General features: G+C 51.0%; 18 protein-coding genes. 5 read left to right on the top strand and 13 right to left on the bottom strand.

The window, feature by feature from the left end; genetic code table 11:
• Nucleotides 1-5: 5 nt before the first annotated feature.
• The 8 genes from ACJJIO_RS05035 to edd form a co-directional block, all read right to left on the bottom strand.
• Nucleotides 6-407 (bottom strand): hypothetical protein, encoded by a 402-nt coding sequence (locus ACJJIO_RS05035; RefSeq protein WP_444910315.1) that lies wholly within the window; start codon nt 405-407, stop codon nt 6-8.
• On the bottom strand, nt 397-5,391 hold the full coding sequence (locus ACJJIO_RS05040; RefSeq protein WP_444910316.1) for an RHS repeat-associated core domain-containing protein: 4,995 nt from the start codon (nt 5,389-5,391) through the stop codon (nt 397-399). The genes ACJJIO_RS05035 and ACJJIO_RS05040 overlap by 11 nt, the downstream gene beginning before the upstream one ends.
• An 826-nt stretch (nt 5,392-6,217) precedes the next feature.
• The gene (pyk, locus tag ACJJIO_RS05045) at nt 6,218-7,654 is read right to left on the bottom strand and encodes a pyruvate kinase (protein WP_444910317.1); all 1,437 of its coding nucleotides are present in this window, start codon (nt 7,652-7,654) and stop codon (nt 6,218-6,220) included.
• 153 nt (nt 7,655-7,807) lie between these two features.
• The gene (gene gap, locus ACJJIO_RS05050) at nt 7,808-8,842 is read right to left on the bottom strand and encodes a type I glyceraldehyde-3-phosphate dehydrogenase (protein ID WP_444910318.1); all 1,035 of its coding nucleotides are present in this window, start codon (nt 8,840-8,842) and stop codon (nt 7,808-7,810) included.
• Nucleotides 8,843-9,005: 163 nt separating this feature from the next.
• Nucleotides 9,006-9,635 (bottom strand): bifunctional 4-hydroxy-2-oxoglutarate aldolase/2-dehydro-3-deoxy-phosphogluconate aldolase, encoded by a 630-nt coding sequence (locus tag ACJJIO_RS05055; RefSeq protein WP_444910319.1) that lies wholly within the window; start codon nt 9,633-9,635, stop codon nt 9,006-9,008.
• A gap of 21 nt (nt 9,636-9,656) precedes the next feature.
• Nucleotides 9,657-10,367 carry a 6-phosphogluconolactonase gene (pgl, locus tag ACJJIO_RS05060; protein ID WP_444910320.1) on the bottom strand — a complete coding sequence of 237 codons (711 nt, stop codon included), beginning with the start codon at nt 10,365-10,367 and terminating at the stop codon, nt 9,657-9,659.
• Nucleotides 10,368-10,423: 56 nt separating this feature from the next.
• On the bottom strand, nt 10,424-11,884 hold the full coding sequence (gene zwf, locus ACJJIO_RS05065) for a glucose-6-phosphate dehydrogenase (RefSeq protein WP_444887006.1): 1,461 nt from the start codon (nt 11,882-11,884) through the stop codon (nt 10,424-10,426).
• Nucleotides 11,885-11,938: 54 nt separating this feature from the next.
• Nucleotides 11,939-13,756 carry a phosphogluconate dehydratase gene (gene edd, locus ACJJIO_RS05070; protein ID WP_444910321.1) on the bottom strand — a complete coding sequence of 606 codons (1,818 nt, stop codon included), beginning with the start codon at nt 13,754-13,756 and terminating at the stop codon, nt 11,939-11,941.
• Between the two features lie 810 nt (nt 13,757-14,566).
• On the opposite strand from edd, the gene ACJJIO_RS05075 reads away from it, so the two are divergent.
• Complete coding sequence (locus ACJJIO_RS05075; protein ID WP_444910322.1) at nt 14,567-15,640, top strand: LacI family DNA-binding transcriptional regulator; 1,074 nt, start codon at nt 14,567-14,569, stop codon at nt 15,638-15,640.
• Nucleotides 15,641-15,656: 16 nt separating this feature from the next.
• Here ACJJIO_RS05075 and nagA read toward each other — a convergent pair whose 3' ends face one another.
• Nucleotides 15,657-16,784 carry an N-acetylglucosamine-6-phosphate deacetylase gene (nagA, locus tag ACJJIO_RS05080; protein WP_444910323.1) on the bottom strand — a complete coding sequence of 376 codons (1,128 nt, stop codon included), beginning with the start codon at nt 16,782-16,784 and terminating at the stop codon, nt 15,657-15,659.
• Between the two features lie 51 nt (nt 16,785-16,835).
• A complete protein-coding gene (nagB-II, locus tag ACJJIO_RS05085) occupies nt 16,836-17,846 on the bottom strand; it encodes a glucosamine-6-phosphate deaminase NagB-II (protein ID WP_444910324.1) in 1,011 nt (336 codons plus the stop codon).
• A 296-nt stretch (nt 17,847-18,142) separates the two neighbouring features.
• Here nagB-II and ACJJIO_RS05090 point away from each other — a divergent pair, with 296 nt between their 5' ends.
• Together ACJJIO_RS05090 and ACJJIO_RS05095 are read left to right on the top strand one after the other, a co-directional pair.
• The gene (locus ACJJIO_RS05090) at nt 18,143-19,009 is read left to right on the top strand and encodes a DUF6279 family lipoprotein (protein WP_444910325.1); all 867 of its coding nucleotides are present in this window, start codon (nt 18,143-18,145) and stop codon (nt 19,007-19,009) included.
• 143 nt (nt 19,010-19,152) lie between these two features.
• Nucleotides 19,153-20,439 carry an aspartate aminotransferase type Ic gene (locus tag ACJJIO_RS05095; protein WP_252083064.1) on the top strand — a complete coding sequence of 429 codons (1,287 nt, stop codon included), beginning with the start codon at nt 19,153-19,155 and terminating at the stop codon, nt 20,437-20,439.
• 59 nt (nt 20,440-20,498) lie between these two features.
• On the opposite strand, the gene olsF is transcribed toward ACJJIO_RS05095, so the two are convergent.
• From olsF to ACJJIO_RS05110, 3 genes are all read right to left on the bottom strand, one after another.
• A complete protein-coding gene (gene olsF, locus ACJJIO_RS05100; protein ID WP_444910326.1) occupies nt 20,499-22,184 on the bottom strand; it encodes a bifunctional ornithine lipid synthase OlsF in 1,686 nt (561 codons plus the stop codon).
• Nucleotides 22,181-22,972 carry a UDP-2,3-diacylglucosamine diphosphatase gene (locus tag ACJJIO_RS05105; RefSeq protein ID WP_444900017.1) on the bottom strand — a complete coding sequence of 264 codons (792 nt, stop codon included), beginning with the start codon at nt 22,970-22,972 and terminating at the stop codon, nt 22,181-22,183. Before ACJJIO_RS05105 ends, olsF begins: the two co-directional genes overlap by 4 nt.
• Nucleotides 22,973-23,289: 317 nt before the next feature.
• Complete coding sequence (locus ACJJIO_RS05110) at nt 23,290-23,622, bottom strand: DUF1820 family protein (protein WP_211214910.1); 333 nt, start codon at nt 23,620-23,622, stop codon at nt 23,290-23,292.
• A gap of 181 nt (nt 23,623-23,803) precedes the next feature.
• On the opposite strand from ACJJIO_RS05110, the gene miaB reads away from it, so the two are divergent.
• Nucleotides 23,804-25,171 (top strand): tRNA (N6-isopentenyl adenosine(37)-C2)-methylthiotransferase MiaB, encoded by a 1,368-nt coding sequence (miaB, locus tag ACJJIO_RS05115; RefSeq protein ID WP_444883981.1) that lies wholly within the window; start codon nt 23,804-23,806, stop codon nt 25,169-25,171.
• A 214-nt stretch (nt 25,172-25,385) separates the two neighbouring features.
• On the top strand, nt 25,386-26,414 hold the full coding sequence (locus tag ACJJIO_RS05120; RefSeq protein ID WP_444910327.1) for a PhoH family protein: 1,029 nt from the start codon (nt 25,386-25,388) through the stop codon (nt 26,412-26,414).

The raw sequence follows: 26,414 nt of genomic DNA on the forward strand, positions 1-26,414 counted from the left end.
AAAAATTATGAAACTGACTCGACACAAATACCAGCCTCACGAAAAAAATCAATTAAAATATCTTTATCTTTTACAGCTTTAGCCACCCCAAGCATAATTTCTTTAGGTTTACTTTTAGTTATCAAACCTAGCCGCCATCGAACAGGATGTTTTTTTTTCATATTTTCATTCCAGGTTTTATTTTCCTTCATATAAACTCGAAATTCAGCCTTCCCACCCGGTCGTTCTTTGGCAAGGATTTTCCTTATATTTTTCATTGGAAGCACTCCCTTCCCCCCTGACAACTGAATTTCTTTACTACTTATTGTGCACACAACCTCATTAACATCTGTAGGCTTTTTCAACCACAAACAGCCTTCAGAATAAATTTCAACATGAAAGTCAGATCCATAAGCTTTATCCATCATTCTTCTCACTTGAACTAACTAGCTTTTTAATTGAGGAGTGTAGTTTTTTCGGCCTACGAACTATCTTACCTGCATCAGGAGGAGTCACTCCTGCAGCCTCACTAACCTCACAAGCAAAAATTGCACACTGTCGATTAAGTAGATTGTATTTAAATTCTCCTGACTCTGTTTTATCCGCATATTCATAAATTTTCTCAAGTGCCTTATCAGCCTGCTCTCTTGTAATTGGAGTAGATAATGTCGCAAAATCTGGATTTCTTGCAGATATTTCAGCCAAAGTACCAGAATGAATATATCCTGGCGATCCCTTCAAAGCATTAAATAAATCTTTAGGCCCAGTATAATTCTCCATAGATAAACCAGCTAAAATTTCATTTCCACTTGGATCAATTACAGCCACAACTGCATGTCCAGTTAAAGAACTTGAGTAAGCACCAATAACTAGTTGATGATCTTTCTCGGGTGGACAATCTTTACTTTTTAAACCATATGGATCAATCCACCTAATTGGATTAAGGACATATTGATAGTTATTTACTCCACCATGGAGCCCTATCGGATCCTGCTGAGTAAACTCCCCAACCTGAGGATCATAGTATCTAAACCGGTTGTAATGCAGGCCAGTCTCTTCATCAAAGTACTGGCCCTGGAAACGAATCGGCTGCTCTATCTGATTTTCATGGACCAGAGCAATATTGCCATAGCTCTTGTAGGCAACACTCCATACCACTTCACCATCCTGATTAGTGAGGGTATCTGGAGTTCCCAGGTGATCCAGATGGTAGTGATAAACCTGCTCTTTCTCGTGTTTGTTTTCTTTTAATCCAACAGGTTTAAATGTACCCGGTTCAAAGTAGTAGGTACGGGTATTGAGATCCTGCTGGGTCTGGGTATCGACTTTATTTTCCTGCAGGAGTACGTCGCCATCCCAGAGAAAATCGGTTTGCTCGCTTTCACTCGCTTTACCGATACGACGCCCCAAGGGGTCGTATTGGTAGTGAATAACCTGCTGGAATTGCTCTGCGCCCTTTTCTACCTTGAGCTTTTCTACACGTACCAGCTGCTGGCGACTGTTGTAGTGGTAGCGGGTTTGCAGTTTTTGTCCTTTACCGCGTAGCTCGGCAATACGATTGCCGTGGATATCGTAGCGGTAGTGGGTATCACCACGGAAGGCTAAACGGTTGCCTTTGACCTGGGTGGCACTGGCTTGCTGCTTGGCTTCGTCTTTCGAGTTGGCGGCGGCCAGAATATTGTGCGCGGGGTCGTGCACAAAGTATTCGGGGTTGGGGCCGTCTACCTGGGTCAGCCGATCGAGGGCGTCGTAGTGGTAGCTGCGGGTGCCGCGCAGGCTGTCCTCAATTTGCGCGATCTGGCCAGCTTTGTTGTACTGGTAGCTGCGCTCCAGGATGGAATTTTGCTGAGTCGGATCTGATACCGGACCGTTTGCCTTGCCCAGGCGCAGTTTTTGCAAGCGACCCTGAGGATCGTAATCTCTCTGGCTTTCCAGCCCATTACCGTGCTGGCGCTGGCTTTCCCTGCCCTGTTCATCGTGGCTGATGCTGGTGATCAGTTGAGCGGCGTCACCACCGACAGGGCGGCGGTGCAGGCTTTGGAATTGGCCAGCGGGATTGAAAGCGAAGTTCAGAACTTCACCATCGGGTAATGTTGTGGCAATACGATTACCGACAGCATCGTATTGGTGACTCAGTTTGTCTTTGCCCTGCCAGTCGGCCACAACACGCCCATTGGCGTCGCACTCCCAACGCAATTTACGGTGGGCATTTTCCGCTTCGATTAACTGACCGCTGCGGTTGTAGCGGAAGTTGGTAATACCGTCTGGAGTGACTTCTTCTAAAAGGCGGCCGAAGGGGTCGCGCTCGAAGATAGTGTCGATACCCTTACCAGTATCAGTGTCGGTTACGGCTCTGGAGCTGATTAAATGGCCAGCGCGATTATAGGCATAGCGGGTCACGCGGCCATCAAAGCCGACCTCTTCAATCAGGCGTTCGTTGAGATCGTATTTAAGCTGGTAGCGCTCTCCGTTCTCGTTAGTGAGGCCAACTAAGTTGCGCTCCCCGTCGTAGTGATATTCAAGGCGGCTGCCGTCCGGGTTGGTGCGGGTCTTAACCTGACTGAGGCCGTCGTAGGCGTAGCAGGTGCTGCGACCTTCGGAGTCGGTAACTTCGGCCAGTAACCCCTGGGGGTTGTAGCTGTATTGGGTGCGAGCACCATCTGGGGTGATTACCGCATGGATGCGATCTTGGGCATCGTATTCGTAGCGAGTGACTTGGCCAGGGGCGTGTTGTACTTCTTCCAGGCGACGAGCGCTGTCGTAGTGGTAGTGCTGGGCGCGGCCCATGGGGTCTTTGACCGCGGCGAGTTTACCTTCAGGATTCCACAAGTAGCGAGTGGTATTTCCCAGTGGGTCGGTAACACTGCCGATCAGACCAACGGGGTTATAGCCATACTGGGTACTGTTGCCGAGAGGATCTTTGGTGGCAGCGATCTGACCTTTTTTGTTGTACTCGCGTTGCCACTTATTCCCAGCAGGGTCAATAACTTTTGCGGGCAGGCCTTCGCTATTGTATTCAATGCGGTGCTTATTGCCGGCGGCATCGGTTTTCTGTACCAGACGTCCCTGATCGTCGTATTGATAAATCTCTTCACGCAGGCTGCCATCGTCGCTTGGCAGCTGTACCTTAGTGATCTGGCCCAGGTCGTTGTAACTGTAAAGGGTCTCGGCACCTTCAGGGTCGCGATGATAAATGGGCAGGGCGCGCTCATTGAAGCGATAACGCTCTTTACCGCCGCGGGTATCAGTTACGGTGACACCCTTGCCGTCATCATCCCAATCAAACTGGTAATTGTAAGTGGCCTGTCCATCGATAGGATCGCCCCACTGGCGTACACAGCGGGCCGAGGGACCTTCGGCATCCCATTCGAAGTGGAAGCGGTAGCCGGTTTTTAGGGTACGTTGCTTAATAACATGCTGGCGGTACTGATACTGCTCGCTGTGGCCATCAGCATCGGTGGCCTTGATCAGGTCGCCTTCATTGTTGTACTCATATTTTGCGAGAACTTTAATACGACCATCGCGGGTTTCTTTTTTCAGTTCACCAATATGTAAACTTTTTGCCTGCCCTTCCGGAGGACTGATATGCAGGGCTTCACCGAGACTGCTCTCGATGCAGATTAAACGCTCATCGATATAGTGGAACAGGTAGAAGTTGCCGTAACCATCGCGAATTTCTGCAAGCTTAAGAGTCCCCTTATCCCCGATAGCTTTAAAGTGCCTCTGCACTCCATTGGGGGCACCATAGGGGGTAACTATCCAATGTTCATCATTAACGCGAGTAAGCGATAACTGCTCCACCACGTTGTGGCTGCGACCGCTATCTCCTGGTGCCGGCAGGTTAATCACTCGGCCCTCGGCATCGTGGAATTGCACCGCTTTACCGGGGCGCCATATCAGCTTTTCCCCCAGGGTATGGGTCCAGCCGTGCCCCATACCAAAGTCTTTGGGGTTACTGCTGCGGTAAGTACGCGCTACAGTGAGTGGCAGAGGCCCATCTAATACCGTATCCACCAGAGTGAGACGCTCCTCACCGGTTTTTAGGTTGATAGGCTCTCCGCCCTCACAGGCATTCGCATTGCACTGGGAAGTACCACCATTCTGGTTTGTGCCTGTTTCACTGTTGGCTCTATCAGGTTCGTTGGAGGCGGAGTTGCCACCTGCTTGACTCCCGCCCTCTGTGTTGGAGCCGGAACCAGCACCCTGGCTACTTTGATTGCCATTGCTGGAACCGCTAGAAGAGCTATTGCTAGTACTAGAGCTACCACTAGAGGAAGTGCTGCTTGAGGAGGAACTGCTTGACGAGGGGCCGCTGGAAGATGACGGCACTGAAGCCTCTGAAGAGCTTAAATCGGAGAAGCTGGCTCCATTGCCCTTGGCATTGCCACCGCGTTTTTTGGAGAGCAAATTGCGCTGCTTTTTCAGCTTGGCAAAATCCATCATCAGGTCGCCGATGCCACGGAAGGCTGTTAGCAGGCGCGTATTTTTCGCCATAGCCGCTACCGCACCAATACCCCCTGTAGCCGCAGCCAACACGATGGTGAGAATAATCTCAAAAGCTCCACCACCGGCCATTTCGGTGATTTCTAAACTGTGCTGGGCACTGGCGTAATCCTTGGCAAAACGGATGATGATATCGCGTAGCGCCGGATCGTCATAAATCAGTTCAGCCACCTCAAGGGCCAGATCAAATTGCTGCTTGGTGATTTTAGAGGGGTCGAAGCCGAGTACATCTACCGCTTCTCGCTGAACAGCCGATAAATATTCCCGTTGAGACTCTACAAGACTTTTATCATGGAGCAGGTAATTGACAACCGCTTTATTTTGCTCAAAGGACTGACGTACAGGATGGATTAGTGCAGCCACTTCAAGCACGTCTTTAGCCCAAACGGCCAGCCCCCAGGCAGCGTTGCCCAGGCCCGTAGCGCCTCGATTAATATAAGCACCTACCTTCTTTAGACCCGAGCGCTGTTCATGGCGCTGCTGAATCAACGCAGCCTCAGCCCGCTCTTGAGCAATAATCTGCTGAAACCCTATACGGATTTTGCTGAGCAGTTGCGCCTGCTTGTCGACCAGCTCGGTAGCGGCAAATGGGGCTTCCTCAATAATCAGGCGGTTTTGTACCAGGGCCAGGTAGATTTCTTTTTCCCGGCTGGTTAAATGTCCCGGAGTTTCACTTAAGGGGCCAAGAAATATCGTACCCGACTGACTGGACTGGATACTGACACTCAGCGTATTGCAGGAAATCCCATTCAAGCCGAAAAAGTATTCATAGATCTCCTGAATGGCGGCGTTATCGAACATAGATAAGAGCTGGGTGGCATCCACCTGCAGGGGAATACCCATCTGGTACGCCCAGCCAACTCTCACCATATAACGAATGCCTTGCCTATTCTCGACACTTAGCTGCATGGATAATCCTTCAAACGCCGTAAGCCCGCTCTACGCCAGCTTCTTTTATCTTTGCCAGATCCAATAAATCATCCCGATTTATCTTCACATCTATTTACAACCCGGCGCACATGGCCGGCCTCTATTCCAATAAAAATTGTTCACTCTGCAAGTAATAACACGACTAGTACTTGTCACAGCCCAAAATCTTTTGGATTAGGATGTTCGCAATTTGTGAAATCTTAAATAGTAAACCTCATGATCCCGAAAGCTTATGGAAAACTACTTGCCAATAGCTCCAATTTACCGGCACCTGGATGGGATGAGGCCAAAGCTACCGGTAAGGGATACCTGAAATTGCGACCTATCTGGGCAGATTACCGCAAATAGGTCGAGGGGGATAGATAAACGGTATTACACGAGTACGACAACGAGTGTAGCGCTGCAGACAAATAAATTACTGAAAATATTTTGAATTAAGCGTAATAAATATAAAGGCAATCATCCTAACAACAGATAATTTACTGCAAAGATCTAAAAGAAAAATCAAATTCGAATTTAACCGGCAATAACTCATTAAAAAAGTTATTTGTGCTGCCATCCCTCTTCACTGCTTTAACTAGTAGCTACTAGTTGGATCTATAGAACCACTCCAGGATCAGGCGCAACGTGAACAACATCACAAACCAGGAGAGAAGAAAAGATTGGAAAGAATTTAGAGCTGGGTGAAAAAGTGAGCAGCTGAGAATGGAGAAATGAAAAGTTTATCGACAATTTTTCTTTTCAGGTGAAAGCCATTACTAATTTCAACTCCCAAATCGTTAGTAATGACTTACACCATAAAGATTTATTCGATTTCTTTAATACGCATCGAGTTGGTATGACCACCGACATTGAGGCGCTCACCTTGGGTGATCAATACCCGCTGGCCTTTTTGCAGGTCTATGCGCGCGCCCAGCACTTCGATAATTGACTCGGTAAGGTGCCCCAGAGGCACCGTGGTTGGGTCGTAACTGATGGGCTCTACTCCGCGCAAGAGTACCAGCTGACGTGCAACATTGGGGTGCCTTGTCATAGCGTAAATCGGCAGGCGGGTATTGGCGCGGGACATCATACGCGGGGTTCGGCCAGACTCTGTCAACGCAGCCACTGCGCAGAGATTCTCCACTCGGGCAGCCACATCAATAGCGGCCTGGGCGATCACGGTATCAATACGATCCGAAGCACCATGTTCCTCTGGCGAGTAAGGCACACTGCCGAGATACTGCTCTGCCCCCACAATCACCTCACTCATGGATTCCACTGCAGAGACCGGGTAATCTCCTGCAGCGGTCTCTGCAGAAAGCATCACCGCATCGGTACCATCCAGCACAGCATTAGCCACGTCCATCACTTCCGCGCGGGTAGGCGTTGGGCTGGTAATCATGGACTCCATCATTTGCGTCGCGGTGATTACGCCACGATTAAGCGCATTGGCACGGTTGATCAGTTTCTTTTGCACACCCACCAGAGCGGGATCGCCAATCTCTACTCCTAGGTCGCCACGTGCCACCATAATCGCATCAGAAGCAAGTATCAGGGCATCCATCTGTGTATCGTCGGCAACGGCTTCGGCGCGCTCAATCTTGGCCACAATAGCGGCCTGGCTACCAGCAGCCTGCATGGCCTTGCGCGCGGTCTCCAGGTCCTCGGCACAGCGGGGGAAACTCACTGCGAGGAAATCCACTTCCAACTCGGCAGCCAGTTCAATATCGCGGTAATCTTTTTCAGTTAAAGCTGGCGCGGACAAGCCACCGCCAAGCAGGTTAATGCCCTTGTTATTGGAGAGTTTACCGCCCTGTAGCACACGGCAATACAGTTTGCTGGCAGTTGTGCCCGTCACCTCCAGGCGAATCTTGCCATCGTCGAGTAGGAGAATATTACCGGAATGGCAATCGCTGATCAGACTGGGGTAGTCGACCCCCACACGATGCTCATCGCCCCCTTCCGGAGGGCAGTCGAGATCCAGTGTGAACTCATCATTGTTCTCAAGCGCCACGCTGCCGGCTGTAAAACGGGCAATTCGAATTTTGGGGCCCTGTAAGTCGCCCAGTACTGCGACAGTTTTCCCCTGGGCCTCAGCAGCATCTCGCACTTCCCGCACCCGACGGCGATGGTCATCGACACTACCATGGGAGAAATTTAAACGCACAACATTCACGCCGGCACGAATCATTTCATCGATCACACGCGGCTTATCGGTACCGGGTCCCAGAGTGGCGACGATTTTTGTATGGCGAATCATATGGTCCCGTTAGATATTTGTTTGAAAGAAAATCTCTACGACCGGCTAGCACTGCAAAAGTAAATTTAGCCGGCCCACTAGAGTACAAGACGAATTCACAGGCTTTCCCACAAGGGTTTTCTAATTTAGGGGCAACCTATCATAAGAATATACTCAGGCAGATTCCGCCACCGGCAGATCCAACTGTAAAGCTGCTGCCATGGCCAAGCTGGTATCCAACATACGGTGGGAGAAGCCCCATTCATTGTCATACCAGGCCATCACCTTCACCAGATTTCCATTCACCCGCGTGTGATTGGCATCGAAGTGGCTGGAAGCGGTGGTGTGATTAAAATCCACAGAAACCAAAGGCTGGTCGCAATAGCTCAAAACACCACCACTGGCTTCTGCGGCGCTCTGCATAATACGGTTTACCTCTTCAACCGTAGTATCGCGGCTCGCAATAAACTGACAGTCCACCAGAGAGACGTTACTTACCGGCACCCGAACCGCCATTCCATCCAAGCGCCCCTTTAATTCCGGTAATACCAGACCCACGGCCGCCGCCGCCCCAGTCTTGGTGGGAATCATATTGTCGGCCGCAGCACGTGCCCGATAAATATCCGCATGTACCGCATCCTGAGTGTTTTGGTCGTTGGTATAGGCATGCACCGTGGTCATAAAGCCCCGCTCAATTCCCAGCGTACGGTGCAGCGCCTGTGCCACCGGTGCCAGGCAATTGGTGGTGCAGGAAGCATTGGAAACTACGCGATGCTCCGAGGTCAGGTTACTATTATTCACGCCGTAAACTACGGTGAGATCTGCATCTTTTGAAGGAGCGGAAATCAGCACCGCTGCAGCACCGGCTTCGATATGGGCAGAAGCAGAAGCCTTGTCAGTAAAGCGGCCGGTACATTCCAATACCAGATCCACCCCCAGCTTTCCCCAAGGCAGTTTAGCCGGATCGCGCTCCTGATAGACCTGAACTCTATCAGAGCCGATAATCAACGCATTGCCGTCCACTTTTACTTCGGTGGCAAAGCGGCCGTGAATAGTATCAAAACGCGTCAAATGCGCATTGGAGGCAACCGGAGCCAAGTCATTAATCGCAACCAACTGGATACGATCGCGGTAACCGGACTCGTAGATGGCACGGGTGACGTTGCGACCGATACGGCCGTAACCATTGATGGCGACTTTAATTTTCATCTGGCTTTACCTTTTTTTTAGCTTCTGGTTATCCCCTATTGCATCCATTTATGAATGCACTCTAGCGAACTTTTATGACGATTTGCCTGATGGTGTAGCGCACTTGCATCAGTCACTAAAGTACTACCCGAACAATTCGGGAACGACACAGGCAATTAACAGATTAAGATTCCAGTGCTGCAGCCTGTTGCGAAAGACGGGTAATCTCGGCCCAATTTTTCTCCTGTACCAAGGCACTTGAGGCCATCCAGGAACCTCCCACACAAACCACGTTGTTAAGTGCCAGGTAATCCGCCGCGTTGTTGGGGCTCACACCACCCGTTGGGCAAAATTTTACTTCCGCTAATGGACCGGCAAGGGACTTCAGCATGGCCACACCACCGGCGGCCTCGGCAGGGAAAAATTTCTGATAACGGTAACCCCGCTCATACAGGCTCATTACTTCAGAGGCACTGGCGGCACCGGGTAATAGAGGCACATCACTTTTTTCCGCTGATGCCAATAGTTTTTCTGTAGCACCAGGGCTTACCATAAAGCGCGCTCCTGCATCGACAGAACGGCGCAGGTCATCGCCATTTAGCACTGTGCCGGTACCCACATGAGCCTCGGGTAGGTGTTTGGCAATTTGCTCTACTGCAGCCAAGGCCGCTTCTGTACGCAGGGTCACCTCAAGAACATTCAAGCCACCTTTGAGCAAGGCCTCAGCCAGGGGCAACGCATCTTCAGCCCGCTCGATAACCAACACTGGGACAACGCCAGCAGACTGCAAAATGTCGGCGATATTTTTCTGCATCAATCAATTCCAAATCGTTCGTTAAGGCGCCCAATACACAGTGACCGGCTTCAGTCCCTGCTTGAGAATACTGCGCACCGGCATTTCCATTTCATCACTACCGAGCAGGGCTTCACGATAAACCTTGAGTTTTTCCTCACCGGTAATCAGTAGCTTGATATTTTTTGCCTGTAAAATGGCATTTAGGGTCAGCGTCATACGTTCGGTATTGGTACCGGTTACGGCACTCTGTTGCGCGGTAATGGCGCTACACAATTTCTCCGAATCTGGATTTAGTGCTTCTGCAAGCCCTTGCGCATGGGGAAATAAAGAAGCGGTGTGGCCGTCGTTACCCATTCCCAGAATGCACACATCAAAGGGGCGCGGCAGCTCGTCATAGGCGCGCTCACAATCAGCTTCACCCTCTACAGCACTACTATGAGTGTTTTTCATACCCAGCAAAGTGGCCTCGGCGGCATTATTTTGCAGTAGGCTGTTTTCAATAAATGCCTGGTTGCTGCCAGTGTGGGATTTTGCTACCCAGCGTTCATCCACCAGCGCCGCCGTAATCTGCGCCCAGGGCAGTGGACGCTTGGAAAGTTCGCGATAAACCGGTTCCGGAGTACTGCCTCCCGAGACAAGAAAAGTGGCTTGACCAGACTCTTTAATGCCTTGCTGCAGTTCGCAGGCACAGTCGTAGGCCAGTGCCTGTACCAGGCGTTCACGATCGGTAAAGAATTTCTCTTCTGCCATGAATACTTCCATCCATCGTCATGGATTACCTTAAAAATAGGTAATCCACAAAATCATTAGTAGGCGTTAAACCATTGGCGACCATCACGCGCTAGCAGTTCGTTAGCTTCTTCTGGTCCCCAGCTACCCGCAGGATAGGGCTTGGGCTGATTTTCGGTTTCACGCCAGTGTTCAATAATAGGGTCCACCCAGGCCCAGGCTGCCGCCACTTCATCGCGGTGAATAAACAGGGCCGAGTTATTGGCAGCGGCATCGAGCATCAACCGCTTATAGGCATCACTGCGGAAGCTGTCATAAGTGTCTGAAAGCGTTAAATTCAATTCCGCCGGCTGTAGCTCAGTGGTCAGGCTATCCATTTTCTTGGCCATCAAAATCAGCCGGATGCTCTCTTCCGGCTGCAAGCGGATAACCAAACGATTGGGGACAACATTGCCGGCACTCTCGTCATAGACTAGGTGGGAAACTTTTTTGTACTGCACCACAATTTCCGCACAGCGTTTTTCCATACGCTTGCCTGTACGCAGGTAAAAAGGTACTCCCGCCCAACGCCAGCTATCGATATATGCACGCAAAGCGACAAAGGTTTCCGTGGCACTAGCGCCACCTTCCAGATCATCCAGATACCCCGGCACCTTTTGACCATTAATTTCTCCAGCAACATACTGGCCACGCACAACGTTTTTATCTACCAAACCGCCCTTTAGTGGGCGCAACGCCTCCAATACCTTGATTTTTTCCGCTCGAACATTTTTCGCGGTCATGGAATTCGGAGAATCCATAGCGATCAGGCACAAAAGTTGTAAAAGATGATTTTGCACCATATCCCGCAGCGCACCGGTTTCATCATAAAAACCCGCGCGGCCTTCAAGGCCGACAGTTTCAGAAATACTAATCTGTATATGGTCAATAGTTTTTGCATCCCAAAGGTGCTCGAACAATACATTACTAAAACGCAAGGCCAGCAAGTTTTGAACGGTTTCCTTACCCAGGTAATGATCGATGCGGAAAATACTATTTTCCGGAAAGTAACTCGCAATTTTGCTATTGATTTCGTCGGAAGTCTGCGCGTTATAACCGAGAGGTTTTTCTACCACCACCCGGGAATTTTTACTAATTAAGCCTTTGGATGAAAGGTTTTCACAGCAGGGGCCAAAAACACCAGGGGGAATCGCCAAATAAAAAATTCGTACTCGCTCGGGATCTGATTCGAGGATGTCCGATAAGTGCGTCCACTGTTGATCCGGTACAGAAATATCCAGGGCCACAGGGCGTAATAACTGGCTAAAACCAGTCCAGATGGAATTGCAATATTCACCATCGCGCAAATGCTGCTGTAGGGCCTGAAGTGCCACATTTAGATATTGATCGGCGTCTTGCTGGTGGCGACAAACAGGAAGAATTCGGCAGCCCTCTGCTAAGCTGCCCTCTCGGTAAGCGCGATACAGTGCTGGAATCAACTTGCGCAGGGCAAGATCACCACCACCACCAAATAACACCATATCAAATGGGTTAGACATAAATTTTGCTCTGAAATCGTTTTCTACTGCGCCGTTTCTTTTGAGCGACACATATTAATAAAGGATACTGGCACCACTCTCGGCACCACTGGCGATAGCGCGCATATTGGCAAAGAGTTCCCGGCCCATACCGCGGGCGCTATTAGATAAATCGCACTGAGCGAGTTCGCGCGCATGTAATTCCGTTTCATCCACCAAGACCCGCAACACGCCAGCTTCGGCATCTAGCTCCACTATGTCACCATCGCGCACCTTGGCAATGGGGCCGCCTTCGACGGCCTCAGGAGACATATGAATAGCCGCCGGCACCTTGCCGGAAGCACCGGACATCCGCCCATCGGTGACCAGGGCCACTTTGAAGCCTCGATCTTGCAGTACACCCAGGGTTGGAGTCAGCTTATGCAGTTCAGGCATACCGTTTGCTTGTGGTCCCTGAAAACGCACTACCGCAACAAAATCCCGTTCCAGCTCGCCAGCTTTGAAACGCTCCAGCAATTCATCCTGGTTATGCAGCACAATCGCCGGCGCTTTCACCTTGAGATGCTCTGGTTTAATCGCGGAAACTTTGATCACACTACGACCGAGGTTGCCCTCCAGTAGCTGTAAGCCGCCGTGATGGGAGAAAGGATCGCTAACAGGGCGAATCACTGTAGTGTCGCCGCTCTCTTTCGCCGTTGGCCGCCAAACTACACCATCACCAGACTCGTTGAGGAAGGGGTCTTGGCAATAGGACTCAAGACCACTATCACCCAGCACCGTGCATACATCACCATGTAACAGGCCAGCCTCAAGCAACTCACTCATCAGGAGTTGCATACCGCCAGCTGCCGCAAAGTGATTGATATCGGCTGTACCGTTCGGGTAGACATGGCACAACAGAGGCACCACTTCAGAGAGGTCGGCCATATCCTGCCACGTGATCTGGATACCGGCAGCTCGCGCCATCGCTATTAAATGCAGCGTATGGTTGGTGGAACCACCTGTGGCGAGCAGTCCCACAATACCGTTAACAAATGTTTTTTCTGTGAGGATTTTCGCGATGGGTGTGTGCTGGCTGGGCTCAGTAATTTTTGCTAACTGTGCCACCGCCGCTTCATTAAGTGCATCGCGCAGGCCAGTGCCAGGATTGACAAATGAACTGCCTGGCAACTGCAGGCCCATAATTTCCACCAACATCTGGTTGCTGTTAGCGGTGCCGTAAAAAGTACAGGTGCCAGCACTGTGGTAAGAAGCGCTCTCCGCCTCCAACAATTCGGCACGACCAACCTTGCCCTCAGCATAGAGCTGGCGAACTCGTACTTTTTCCGCATTAGAAAGCCCAGTGGGCATTGGGCCCGCCGGTACAAAAATTGAGGGTAGATGTCCAAAAGCGAGGGCACCGATTACCAGTCCCGGCACTATCTTGTCGCAGATACCGAGGAACATAGCGCCTTCAAAGACATCGTGGGAAAGGGCGATGGCTGTGGACATGGCAATGACATCGCGGGAAAAGAGACTCAGCTCCATACCTGGCCGCCCCTGCGTCACCCCATCGCACATCGCCGGTACCCCACCGGCTACTTGCGCAGTGGCACCGTGACGCGCCGCCGCCTCTTTCAAGCGTGGCGGATAAAGCCCATAGGGCTGGTGCGCTGAGAGCATATCGTTATAAGCGGTAACAATCCCCAGATTGGGGCCACGCCCGGAAACAATAAGCTGTTTGTCCTTTTCTGGAGAGGCTGCAATAGCATGGGCCAGATTGCCACAGGACAGGTGCGCAGTGGCACGCCCTTCAATGTGCGCCTTCTCCACCTGAGCTAAATACTGAGCGCGGGTTTCCTCACTGCGCTGGATAATTCGCTCGGTAACTGCCTGAACCTTGCTGTGAACCATGACTCTTCCGTATTAATTCTGCTCGATGCACGCTTGAGCTGACATCGATGCCTTATTGCGGTGGCGGCACAGCCACCATTGAGTTTTCATCCCTGAAAAGGCCTTTCGGCAAGTAAAATCCCGCCGCCTGACTGGGTTGTAGTGCGGACGAAGCCCTATCACCCGGCAGGCGATGAACAAGCTGGAGAATTCCATCGCCCACCCAGCAAAAAAAGTGCACTTTTTTTTCAGGAAAAACTAATAGGCTTGATCAATACCCCTACCAAACCTCAAGAAATGCACTTTCTTACCAGGCCTAATTTTTACCGGAGCCCACTAACTCCATCGGATACTAATGGGCCAGTGAGATCAAAACCTCCCCCCTCCAGATGGAGTAGAAAGCTCACAAACCTCAAATGGCACTAGCAAAATAAGGCCCTGCAAGCTTGATGAAGCGCATTATGTAGTAAAACTACAAAAAAGATCAAGAGCCAACCTATAGTCGACATAAGAACCAAGCCATTAGCCTGGGAAGGCCAAGTGAAACGATGCGAAATCCTCCAATAAAGAGAATTAAACGCCACAATAGCAAGATATACGGGAAATATATTTTTAGTACCAAAAGGTAATAATGTAAGAAAATTACAAAAAGATGTCAGATCAGTATATTTTGCTCATGCCCACTACCGCCATTAACCGGGATTACTAGCTGCTGCCAAACTGTCAGTACCGAGTGATCCTTTTTACTTCGGATGGTCCGAACAAAGAAGATGAGATGAGCTTGAGGCTAAGGCCTCCCCAGGGCAGGTTTTGCTAGAGGAATCGGTGCCGATGAAAGTCACCATTAACGACGTTGCCGCACGCGCAGGCGTATCAATAAAGACAGTTTCCCGGGTCATCAACAATGAACCCTCTGTGCGCCCCAGCACCCGCGAGCGGGTCATGCAGGCGGTACAAGCCCTAAACTACCGTCCCAACCTGGCCGCACGCAATCTGGCAGGTACCCATTCCTATTCCATTGCCCTTATTTACGACAACCCCAATGCCTACTATGTGATCGACATGCAAAACGGCATCCTCGAAGCCTGCCGCGAACGGGGCTACGAACTGCTTATCCATCCTGGCAGTGGCCGAAGAGAAACCATCCATGAAGAGTTGCGCAAACTAATAGAGCAAAGCCGGGTTGCCGGACTGGTACTCACTCCCCCTTTCTCCGAGACCCGGGAAGTTATCGATACTTTGAAGTCACTGGATGTGGAGTTTGTACGGATAATTTCCTCTGAAGGTTGCGGCCAGGGAGAGGAAAACTGCATTGCAATTGATGACGAAACCGCCGCTTTCACAATTACCCAACATTTATTGCAGCTGGGGCACAGACAAATTGCCTACCTTGGCGGTGGCGCCGAACACTTATCCACCCTCAGCCGACTAGCGGGCTACAAAAAGGCCCTGCAAAAAGCTGGCTTACCTTTTACTGAAGAGCAGGTCATAGAGGGCGAATATTCCTTTGACTCCGGCGTAGCCGGGGCGACCGCCTTATTACACTCAGTCACCCCTCCCACGGCCATCTTTGCCGGTAATGATGAAATGGCTGCAGGAGCACTTTTTGCCGCGCGCATGTTAAACATTGAGGTGCCCCAACAACTTTCTATCGCTGGCTTCGAAGACAGCCCCTTTTCACGCCAGACCTGGCCGAAGCTCACCACCGCTCACCAACCGAACGAAGATATTGCCCGTCGCGCTGCAGAACTGTTATTGGAGCATATTCATCGCCGTGGAGGACAGGAAAAAGAACAACTAAACGGCGTAAAGTCAGATAGCAATTACCGCAGTTTTACGCCGAGTCTAATCGTGCGAGAATCCAGCGGTCCGGTAGTTGAGAAAGCCTACAACCCTCAAACTTGATTGAGAGGCAGGCACACTACTCACCATAAACCTGACGCCCACCGATCCAGGTTTTTTGCACATTAAAACTACGGTCGAGCAAAATAAAATTCGCTTTGGTTCCAGGAGCAATACTTCCGCCCTGCGAACCCAGAAACTGGCAAGGATAGAGGCTTGCCATTCGCAAGGATTCACAGATATCCAAGCCACACCAGTCGCTGATATTACGCACTGCCCCCATCATATCCAGATGCGAACCGGCCAACTCTCCGGTACTTGAAGTGAGCTTATCCCCCTCTCTAGTTACCACCCGATCAAATAACGGAAAGCTCAGCGCATCACTCCCCACCAGGGACATGGCATCAGTCACAAGAAGCAGCTTTCCACGCGGCTTAACCTTGAGCGCCAGAGTAATAGCCTCGGCACTGACATGATGACCATCAGCAATAATTCCGCACCAGGCTTCGTCGCTAACAAGAGCGGATCCCACCATACCCGGCTCGCGAGAATGCAACGGCGACATGGCATTGTACAAATGTGTAAAACCCACTGCGCCAGCCTGCAATGCCGAACGCACGGTTTTCCCATCGGCATTAGAATGCCCCAAACACACCCGCACCCCCATAGAAGACAATCGACTGATATCCTCCATGGGCACTGTTTCCGGCGCCAGGGTAACAACCTTGATACCCAGATCCTCTCGCGCATAAATTTCCCACTCCTCATCGCTAAGAGGACGAATAAATGACTGCTCATGAGTCCCCTTTTTCGGCACGCTAAGATGTGGTCCTTCAAAGTGGATACCGATCACACCGGGTACTTGCTGATGCAGCGCAGCACTAACCGCATTCGCAGCTTCCTGCATAATATCGAGACGGTCGGTAATCAGCGTGGGGAGAAAAGCTGTAGTGCCGAACCGGGCATGAGCCTCGCCCATTGTACGTAGTCCTGCAACATTGGGCTCTTGGTTAAACAGTACACCACCACCACCATTCACCTGCACATCCACCAACCCCGGCGCCAATAGGCCCTGTAAATATGTCGCTGAGGACTGCGGGGATTTTCCAACGGAGGCAATGCGACCATCATCGTCGATAATCAGTGACACGTCCTCCAAGATCCGTTCACCATCAAAAAGCTTCTCTGCGACCAGGGCGAAAGCCACAACCTCTCCTTAACACTGAATATTATTTACACCGAAATTTCTGGCAGATTATTATACGGTCTGAGTGACCTTTTTTAGGCCTGCCGGCTCATCAGGATTAATACCGCGGTTTACTGCAACATGGGCAACATCGATATAAAAGCGCTGCAGCAAAGCAAGGGGGGCGATGCGGGGATGTACTCCTTTACTCGGCACATGCAGATTGATCAGGCTTGCCCCTCTTTGCACTATGTCATCAATTTGCTCACTATGCGCCTTGAATGACTCATCCTCAATAGGGACATTTACCACGGTCAGCTTGTCCTCAACAAGAGTTACCGGCCCATGCAAAAATTCTGCACTGGAAAAAGACTCCGCATGGATATTGCACACTTCTTTTAATTTCAGCGCCAGCTCGCGGGTTATGGCATAACCGGGACCGCGTCCGAGCACCACCAGATTCTGCACCGAAGCCAGATCCTCAGGTCTCAATTGTATCTCTGCGCGAACAGCAGCTTCTAAAGTTTCAGGTAGTTTTTCCAAGGCCAGGCGCAACGCCTTGTCACCACTCCAGCAAGCCACCAACTGCAAAATTGCCGAAAGCGTGGCCAGGTAACTTTTGGTTGCTGCCACCGCTTTTTCCGGCCCCGCCTTCAAGGGAATCAGTAAATCGACAATATCCTTGATTGGCGCCTGCTCATCATTCACCAAAGCTACCGTATAGGCGCCGCACTCCCTGGCCATCTTCGCCTGAGCCAGAATATCCGGACTGCGCCCCGACTGAGAGATCACCAGCACCAATGCCCCTTCCAATTTCAATCGGCGTCCATACACACTGGAAACTGAAGGCGCCGCAGCAAAGGTGGGCGTCCCTGTTTCTATTTCGATCAGATACTTGGCAAAAACACCAGCATGGTCAGAAGAACCCCGCCCAACAATCATGACAAAGCGCGGAGCATGAGCTTGCAAACGCTCCCCCAGGCGCTCCATCACTTTCGCATTCGTTTGTAGCTGTTCAGCAATTCTTGCCGGAGCCTCTCGGGCTTCGGCCTCCATAATCGTCGTAGTCATTCCATCATTCACTCAGGCTACCCCTCCCCCCGAAACCGGACTCCCAGCAAACTTTTTGGAGGAATCCAACTATCAGTTTATGTGCAGGTAGCACATAAAGAGCGGCTGTTTTAATAGCTGGGGAGGTCATTGTCACTTCTTTTATCAAACCATTTTCAACTCATTCCCGATAAGCGTATAAAGCTTCCCAAAGCAGGCCTACACGAGAGAAACAGGAGATTTCACGCCACAAGACGCTTATACCCTAATCATCTATGCTTTCTAATAATTCCCCGACATCAATCGGGCAATGCCTACAGGAAAAATCGATGACAAAAGCGGGTGGCACGCCAATACACCATTTCTGGCGAGTTATAACGCTCCTAATCCTATTACTATTTATTAACAGTTGCTCCAGCATCCAATTTGCCTACAACAATGTGGATTACTGGATTCGCTGGAAAGCCCAAAAATATGTAGAACTGGACCGCACCCAAAAAGGTGAGCTGCAGGGCGCACTCAACAGCTTTTTTCGCTGGCACCGACAGACCCAACTCCCTCGCTACGCCGACTTTTTGAATAACCTAGCAAAAAGGGTCGATGAGGGAGCACTGGAAAAGCCCAACTTGCAACCTATCGATAAGCAGGTCTATCAGTTTTTAGCAGCCGCCAGTGAAAATGCTTACAACCTGATGCTGCCTTTGGCAGCGCAGTTGAGTGAACAACAGATTAATGAACTACAAGGCAATATGTGGAGAAAAGAGCAAAAGAGATTGGAAAAATGGCAACGTTCTCCGGAAAAAGTACAACATAAGCGCGACAAAATTATCCGGAGAGAAAGCATTCGCTGGCTCGGCGCCCTTACCGAAGAGCAAAAAAAAATGATTACCGCCTGGGTATCCAAAATGGAGTACAACCCTCTACAGCGCATCGAGCAACGAAGACTCTGGCAATCCAAAACCTTCGAATTATTGCGTAACAAACCGGAGGGATACCTGGAAAAAATCCGCAGCCTACTGCTCAACCCAGAACAACTCTGGTCGCCAGAATATCGCCAGAATCAGGAACAGCGCCAACAGCAGGCGCAAGAACTGGCCAAAAAAATATTAACGAGTACCAGCCTTGAACAACGCCGACATCTCAGTAAAACACTAAGAGAATACGCGCAGGATTTTCACTCCCTCGCCAACCAATAAAAATACCGAAGAAAAAAGATAAAGCGCACTTATAAGCCAATGCACCCTAAAAAGTAACCTTCAAAAATCGTAACATGGGGCTGACTAAGCCCAGCTCATACTGCTAAGCTCGCCAACTCTAATGACCAGCCAGGGGACTTCACGTGCAAATCGAATCCGCCAGTTTTGACCAGTTAGCCGAGTGGGAAAAAGAGCTGAGCTCCCACTATGAGCGCATCCGTCAACACGAGCTAAATCTGGATATCACCCGTGGCAAACCCTCCACAGAACAGTTGAATTTATCCGACAAGCTGGACGGAATCCTGTGTAACGATTACCGCGCCGCAGGAGGCACTGACACCCGCAATTACGGCGGTTTAATCGGGCTCACTAGTGCCCGTGAACTTGGTGCGGATATGCTTCAAGTACCCACAGAAGAGGTTATCGCCGCAGGCAACAGCTCCCTAACCCTGATGTATCACGCAGTGCTAACCGGCTACCTGTTCGGCTTTGCCGGCAATACCCCCTGGCGAGAATTGAAAGCCCCCAAATTCCTCTGCCCTGTGCCCGGATATGATCGGCACTTCAGTATTTGTGCACAACTGGGGATCGGTATGGTCAGCATCCCCATGAATGATCAAGGACCTAATATGGACCTTGTAGAAAAGTATATTCGTGAGGACAATGAAATTATCGGTATCTGGTGCGTGCCCAAGTACTCCAATCCCAGTGGTATCACTTACAGTGATGAAACCGTAGAGCGCCTGGCTCAGCTCGGCCAAATCGCCAATCCAGGCTTTCGAATATTCTGGGATAACGCCTATGCTGTACACGACCTTGGACACTATGTCAGTCTCGCCAGCATTCGTGCTGCCACTCTGGAAAATGACACTGTGGACTCAGTGCTTCAATTTGCCTCCACCTCTAAAGTCTCCCATGCCGGAGCCGGTGTCGCATTTGTCAGTGCCAGTAGTGCCAACCTGCAATCCTTGCAGCAACAGATGCAGACCATGACTATTGGCCCAGATAAAGTGAATCAGCTGCGCCACTCACGCTTCTTTACCGAATTCACCACCCTGAAGGAACACATGCGCAAGCATGCCAATATCCTTAAGCCCAAATTTGACTGTGTGCTGGAACACCTGCACAACGGTCTGGCTGAAATGGATCTGGGCCAATGGGAAAAACCTCAAGGAGGGTATTTTGTCTCCTTCAATACCCGCAAAGGCTGTGCCAAGGCCGTAGTCAAGTTGGCAGCAGAGGCCGGTGTAAAACTCACCCCTGCAGGTGCCACCTTCCCCTATGGCAAAGATCCTGAGGACAGCAATATCCGCATAGCACCGAGTTTCCCCCCCCTGGAAGAACTCGACACCGCCATGTCGGTGTTTGTACTGTGCGTGAAACTAGCCAGTGTGCGCCAGAAGCTGGAGCAACAGCGAAAGGCAGGATAACCTTCTGAAATGGTTTGGCAGAGAATCAAAAGGGCGGCATTAAAAACTGCCCTTTTGATTCAAGCAGCGTTTTCGCTTGAGAGATAGCGTCGTGCGAACTTCTCATCGGCTAAATCTAAATCGACCACCACAAGCCCATCAACGGAATCACAAAAGTCTGGATCAACATTGAAGGCGTGAAAACTAGTGCCACCCGGCTTGGTTAATGCAGCATACTTTTTGAAAAGTGGCGGTAAAACCACCCCCTCTTCACGCAACACCAGTTTTAACTGGCGCATATCCGCAATTGAATCCCCAGAGAGATCTGGCAGAGGTGCACCGGCTTGCAGGAAAGGCAGACGCGCATCGCCCAGTGGGTTTTGCGGAGCAAAATAATGGGAAAAATATCTTACAATTGCCGACTTTGCCCGCACCGAAAATGTTCCCGGCATAGAAACAGGGCCAAATAAATAGCGTACTTTATTGCGCAAGACCCACTGGCCGATAGCACTCCATAGCAAATCCAGCCCTTTGCCCCTCCAGTATTCAGGCAGTAAGAAACTGCGACCAAGTTCTGCCGAACCCGGCAGGCAATATCGCGGTGGGGAGGGATAATTGAACAGGGTGCTGCTGTAGATTTCATTCTCTGCCAAGCTCTCGGTGCCCGCTATACGGTAGGCGCCCACTATCTGCTGGCAATGATGGTCCCACAGTAGCAAGTGGTCATAGTGCGCATCAAATGCATCCCAATCCCGACTCTGCCCTGTTCCCTCACCCACTGCCCGGAAAGCCACTTCACGCGTACGCGCCAGCTCACGCATAACTGGGCAATCCGGCCGCTGTCGATAGAGTCGCACGGAGAAGTTCCCCTGGGAGGTCAGAGCTTCACAGCTCTCGATTATTTTTTTCACCTCCCCCCGAGACTCAGCAGCGGCAATAAGTTCCGGCCCCAGAGGCGCGGGAGAACGATGCAATTTATAAACATGTTTGCGCCAGAGAGCCGCCTGGGCACGGGGAGTTAGCGGCCAACTGCGGAAGTGCTCCGCTTCCAAGGGGCGGCCAATACGGATATCAATACCACGGCTGGCCTGCTTAAACATTTCTCGAATAAGCCAAAGGGTTGAAAGTGGTTTATTCAGCATCGACAGGCCGTAGAACCACCAGGAATTTCTGCCGAGCACTTGCACAGGTAAGATCGGTGCATTGGCCTTCTCAGCAAAGCGGACAAACCCAGGGTTCCAGCGCCCATCGCGCACCCCCTGGGGGCTTAGGCGTGAAACCTCACCGGCGGGAAAAATAATTACCGCCCCACCCAGGCCGAGATAATCATAAATCCCTTGCACATCGGCACGGCGGGTACGTCCGTTAAAGTTATCTACCGGCAAAAAATATGGACGCAATGGGTGAATATTCCATAAAAGATGACTGGCAATTGCACGCACATCCTTGCGCACTCTGGCAACCATATCGATTAATGCCAGGCCATCCAGGCTGCCCAGGGGATGATTAGCCACAATAATCAAGGGCCCAGTCACTGGCACCCGCTCCAATTCCGAAGGATTTAACTCATAGCGGAAGTTGAGGTCACTAAATAATTGGCGAATAAAATCCAACCCTCCCAAGTGAGGGTAACGCCGCCCAAATTCTACAATCTGTTCCTCACAACAAATTTTTTTAAGGGTAGCGGAGACCAATTTTCGTGTGGGCTTTTGCGGCGCTGCGCTGTACCAGGCATTTTTTTGTAACAGTGTTTCAAGCTGAATCATGCGGCCACCACCTCTGTCATTATGCTGGCTATTTTTGGGGCCCGGTACCAATGAAGCAGTTCCAGGCTGCCATCTTGTTGTTCTACCACGGCACTCATCGAGTCAACCCAATCACCGCAGTTTGCGTAAGTAACCGTACGCCCACCTCTGTTCTTATTGCGCAGCGCCGGGCGATGAATATGCCCACAGATAATCCCATCCATCCCCTTGGCCTGAGCCTCACCCACAGCAACATTTTCGAAATCGGTCATCATTTGCCTGGCTGCACTCACACGGTTCTTTACTTGGCTGGCCAGAGACCACCAGGGCTTGTTGAAACGGCTGCGCCAATAATTAATCCAGCGGTTAAATCGCAGCATAAGATAGTAACTGCGATCCCCAATGTGGTAACTGAACGGATTAATTTTGATATTATGTTCAAATTGATCGCCGTGGGTTACCCAGTAGCGTTTACCGCTGGCAGCTGTGTGAATCCAATCGCGCTCGATACGAATATTGCCCAAACGTTTACCCGCCCAGCTGCGCATGGGGGCGTCGTGATTTCCGGGAATATAAATAACCTCCGGAGTAAGACTGCTTAACTCCGAAAGCATCCCTAACAACATGGAGGATGCCTGACACCAGGTGCCCTTCCCTTTAGAGAGGGCATACATATCGAAAATATCCCCTACCAGGTACACCTTATCGGCACGATTCTGTGCCAAGAAATCCGCCAACCGATGAGGCTCACTGTCTCTACTGCCCAAATGGACATCAGATATCCACAGCGCATGGTAGCGATTGCCCATAGCAAGGCTCCAACCTTTGACCAGTAATCAACTCGCGTAAAGACTGATAACCTGCCTGCCGAGCGCCAACCTATGCCATGCAGTGGAATTTATCGGTCAATAGTTTGCAAGCCGCGAACAGGCGAACGCTTATTGGATATCGATCAAATACCATTAAGGCCAATGATCGCCTGCGCAGTCACTTTGCAGCGATTTGATGACAGTCCAGAGGACCTTTATTGAAGCTTATATTGCAGTGAAACCCGCTAGACTGCGAGGGCTTTAGGCGCCCGAATCAGCCTGGCCCAAGGCCAGCTGATTCGGTAAAGAGGAGAGGGTTATTCGGTGTCTTGGGGATGACGAATGGGCGGCGCAAAGGGAAACTTTGCAACTTTATCGCCTTTAACTTCGACAATTTTGCCTGTCCCCTCTTTTTCCACCTCATCGATACGCACAATACTGTGCATCGGGATATAGGAACGGGTTACCGAGGCAAACTCGGTTTTTAGCTTTTCTTCACTGGGGTCCACTACCAGCTGGGCCTTCTCCCCGAAAACAAATTCCTCGACTTCAATAAAGCCGTACATATCGCTCTGATAAATCGCCCGGGCATAGAGTTCATACACCTGGCTCTGGTTGTGGAAAATCACTTTATATATCGGGTTGGCCATAAGTCTCTCAGGATGGGGAATACCCCGAAGCTCGAAGTTGTTCAGAAAGCGGGCAAAGCCCGAAAAAGCGCGCAAGAATAGCACAGGTTCTCAACCGCTAATATAGCCATCTATGCAGTGCCGGGTCCTGTCGCTATAATGCCCCACCCGTTTAATTGACCAGTTTTTAATCAGGCACGATATGTCCGATACACCGGCGAAAAAGCTATACATCAAAACCCACGGCTGCCAAATGAATGAGTACGATTCCGCCAGGATGCGCGATCTACTCGGCGAGTCTCACGCTATGGTACCCACTGACGATCCCGAAGAGGCGGACGTTCTCCTGGTCAATACCTGTTCCATTCGCGAGAAGGCTCAGGAAAAACTGTTCCACCAGCTGGGTCGCTGGAGGCGCCTCAAGGAAAAGAATCCCGAGTTGGTTATCGGCGTCGGAGGCTGTGTAGCCAGCCAGGAGGGCGAGGCTATCGCCAAGCGCGCGCCCTATGTAGATCTGATCTTCGGCCCGCAAACTCTGCACCGCCTTCCAGAAATGATGGAAACCAAAGAGCAGAAGAATGGCGTGGTCGTTGTAGATATCAGCTTCCCGGAGATCGAGAAGTTCGACCGATTGCCACAACCTGAAGCCGACGGAGCCACGGCTTTTGTCTCCATTATGGAAGGTTGCTCCAAGTACTGCACATTCTGTGTAGTGCCCTACACTCGCGGCGAGGAAGTAAGCCGCCCAGTCGCCGATGTACTGGAAGAAGTTGCACACTTAGCAGAGCAGGGTGTCAGGGAAGTGAACCTACTTGGCCAGAACGTCAATGCTTACCGCGCCGCCGGGGTCGACGGACAGGAAGTGGACTTCGCCGAGCTGATCACCTATGTAGCGGCAATTGATGGCATCGACCGCATCCGCTACACCACATCGCATCCGGTAGAGTTCTCCGATGCTTTGATCGACGTCTATGCACAGGTGCCTGAACTGGTCAGCCACCTGCATCTGCCAGTGCAAAGTGGCTCCGACCGCATTTTAATGGCCATGAAACGTGGACACACCGCGCTGGAATACAAGTCCAAGATTCGCCGCCTGAAGAAAATACGCCCGGACATCTGCCTGTCTTCGGACTTTATCGTGGGCTTCCCCGGTGAAACCGACAGAGATTTCGAAGCTACCATGAACCTGATTCAGGAAGTGGGCTTTGATATATCTTTCAGCTTTATTTATTCCCCGCGCCCAGGTACTCCGGCAGCGGATCTCCCCGACGACACCCCGGAAGACGTCAAAAAAGAGCGCCTGCAGCTTTTGCAAAACCGTATCAACCAGCAGGCCCAGGCAATTGCCCGGCACATGGTAGGTAATACTGAGCGGGTTTTGGTGACCGGAGTTTCCAAGAAGGATCCAGGCCAGCTGCAAGGACGCACTGAGAACAACCGGGTGGTTAATTTCCGCGCCGATGACCTGGCCCTGATCGGCAAATTTGCAGATGTGCTGATTGAGGAAGCCCTGCCAAACTCCCTACGCGGCACTTTACTCACCTCGGAACTGGAAGAGGACTTATTCTGATCTGAGGCATTGTAACCGCCCTTCCCTCCTGGCAAGGCGTGCTTTAAAACCACCCCTTGCCACCCAAATTTCCTAATAACACCTCTGAAATTACAAGCTGTAATTAAAATCGGGTAAAGTTAGAACCTATTGGTAGCACCCAAAGCTTTCCTATCTGGGGAAAATGGGTATACCCTAGCTATGAACCCTCTAGATTAAGGTGCCGGAAACCAGTTTGGAAACGCAAACCCTCGCTCAAAGTATTACCCTCGAGCCCAACGATGCTCGCCGTCTCGCCAACCTCTGCGGTCAGTTCGACCAACATCTGCGCCAAATAGAACAGCGACTGGATATTGAGATCCGCAACCGCGGCAATCAGTTCGCCGTTTACGGTGAAGCTAAAAAAGCCAAGGCTGCCTGTGAATTACTTAGCTTCCTGTACAAGGAGACTGACTCTCGGGATCAACTGACCCCCGATGAGATCCACTTAGCCCTGCAACAAGCCGGTGTAGAGGAGCTTCTCCACAAGGGAGAGAAGAGCGAATCCACTGAAGCAGACCAGGTGGTATTGATTCGTACTAAGAAATGCTCTGTGCGTCCCCGAGGTTTGAATCAGCGCAAGTATGTACATGCGGTTCAGAGTAACGATATCAATTTCGGTATTGGCCCAGCGGGTACCGGCAAGACCTACCTCGCAGTAGCCTGTGCGGTCGAGGCCCTGCTCAAAGACCAAGTGGAGCGCATCTTACTAGTGCGCCCGGCGGTAGAAGCAGGCGAAAAGCTCGGCTTTCTCCCCGGTGACCTGAGTCAGAAGGTTGACCCCTACCTACGACCGCTGTACGACGCACTCTATGAAATGCTCGGTTTTGAAACAGTGGGCAAACTCATTGAGCGCAATGTGATCGAGGTAGCCCCCCTGGCCTATATGCGTGGGCGCACCCTCAACAACGCCTTTGTCATTCTCGATGAAAGCCAAAACACCACCCGCGAGCAGATGAAAATGTTCCTGACCCGGATCGGTTTCGGCTCTACTGCAGTGATTACCGGAGACCCTAGCCAGGTGGACCTGCCACGAGGACAGGCCTCGGGGCTGCGTCACGCGGTGGAAGTCCTGGGCAAGGTCAACGGCATCAGCTTCACCCATTTCGGCGCTAAGGATGTTGTCCGCCACCCTCTCGTACAGCGCATTGTCGAAGCCTACGATATCCACGAGGCTGAGCGGGATGCCAGTGTCAGCAACAAAGCCGACGAGAATGCCGCCTGA

Source organism: Microbulbifer mixtoriginis (SeqCode), from assembly GCF_052467235.1.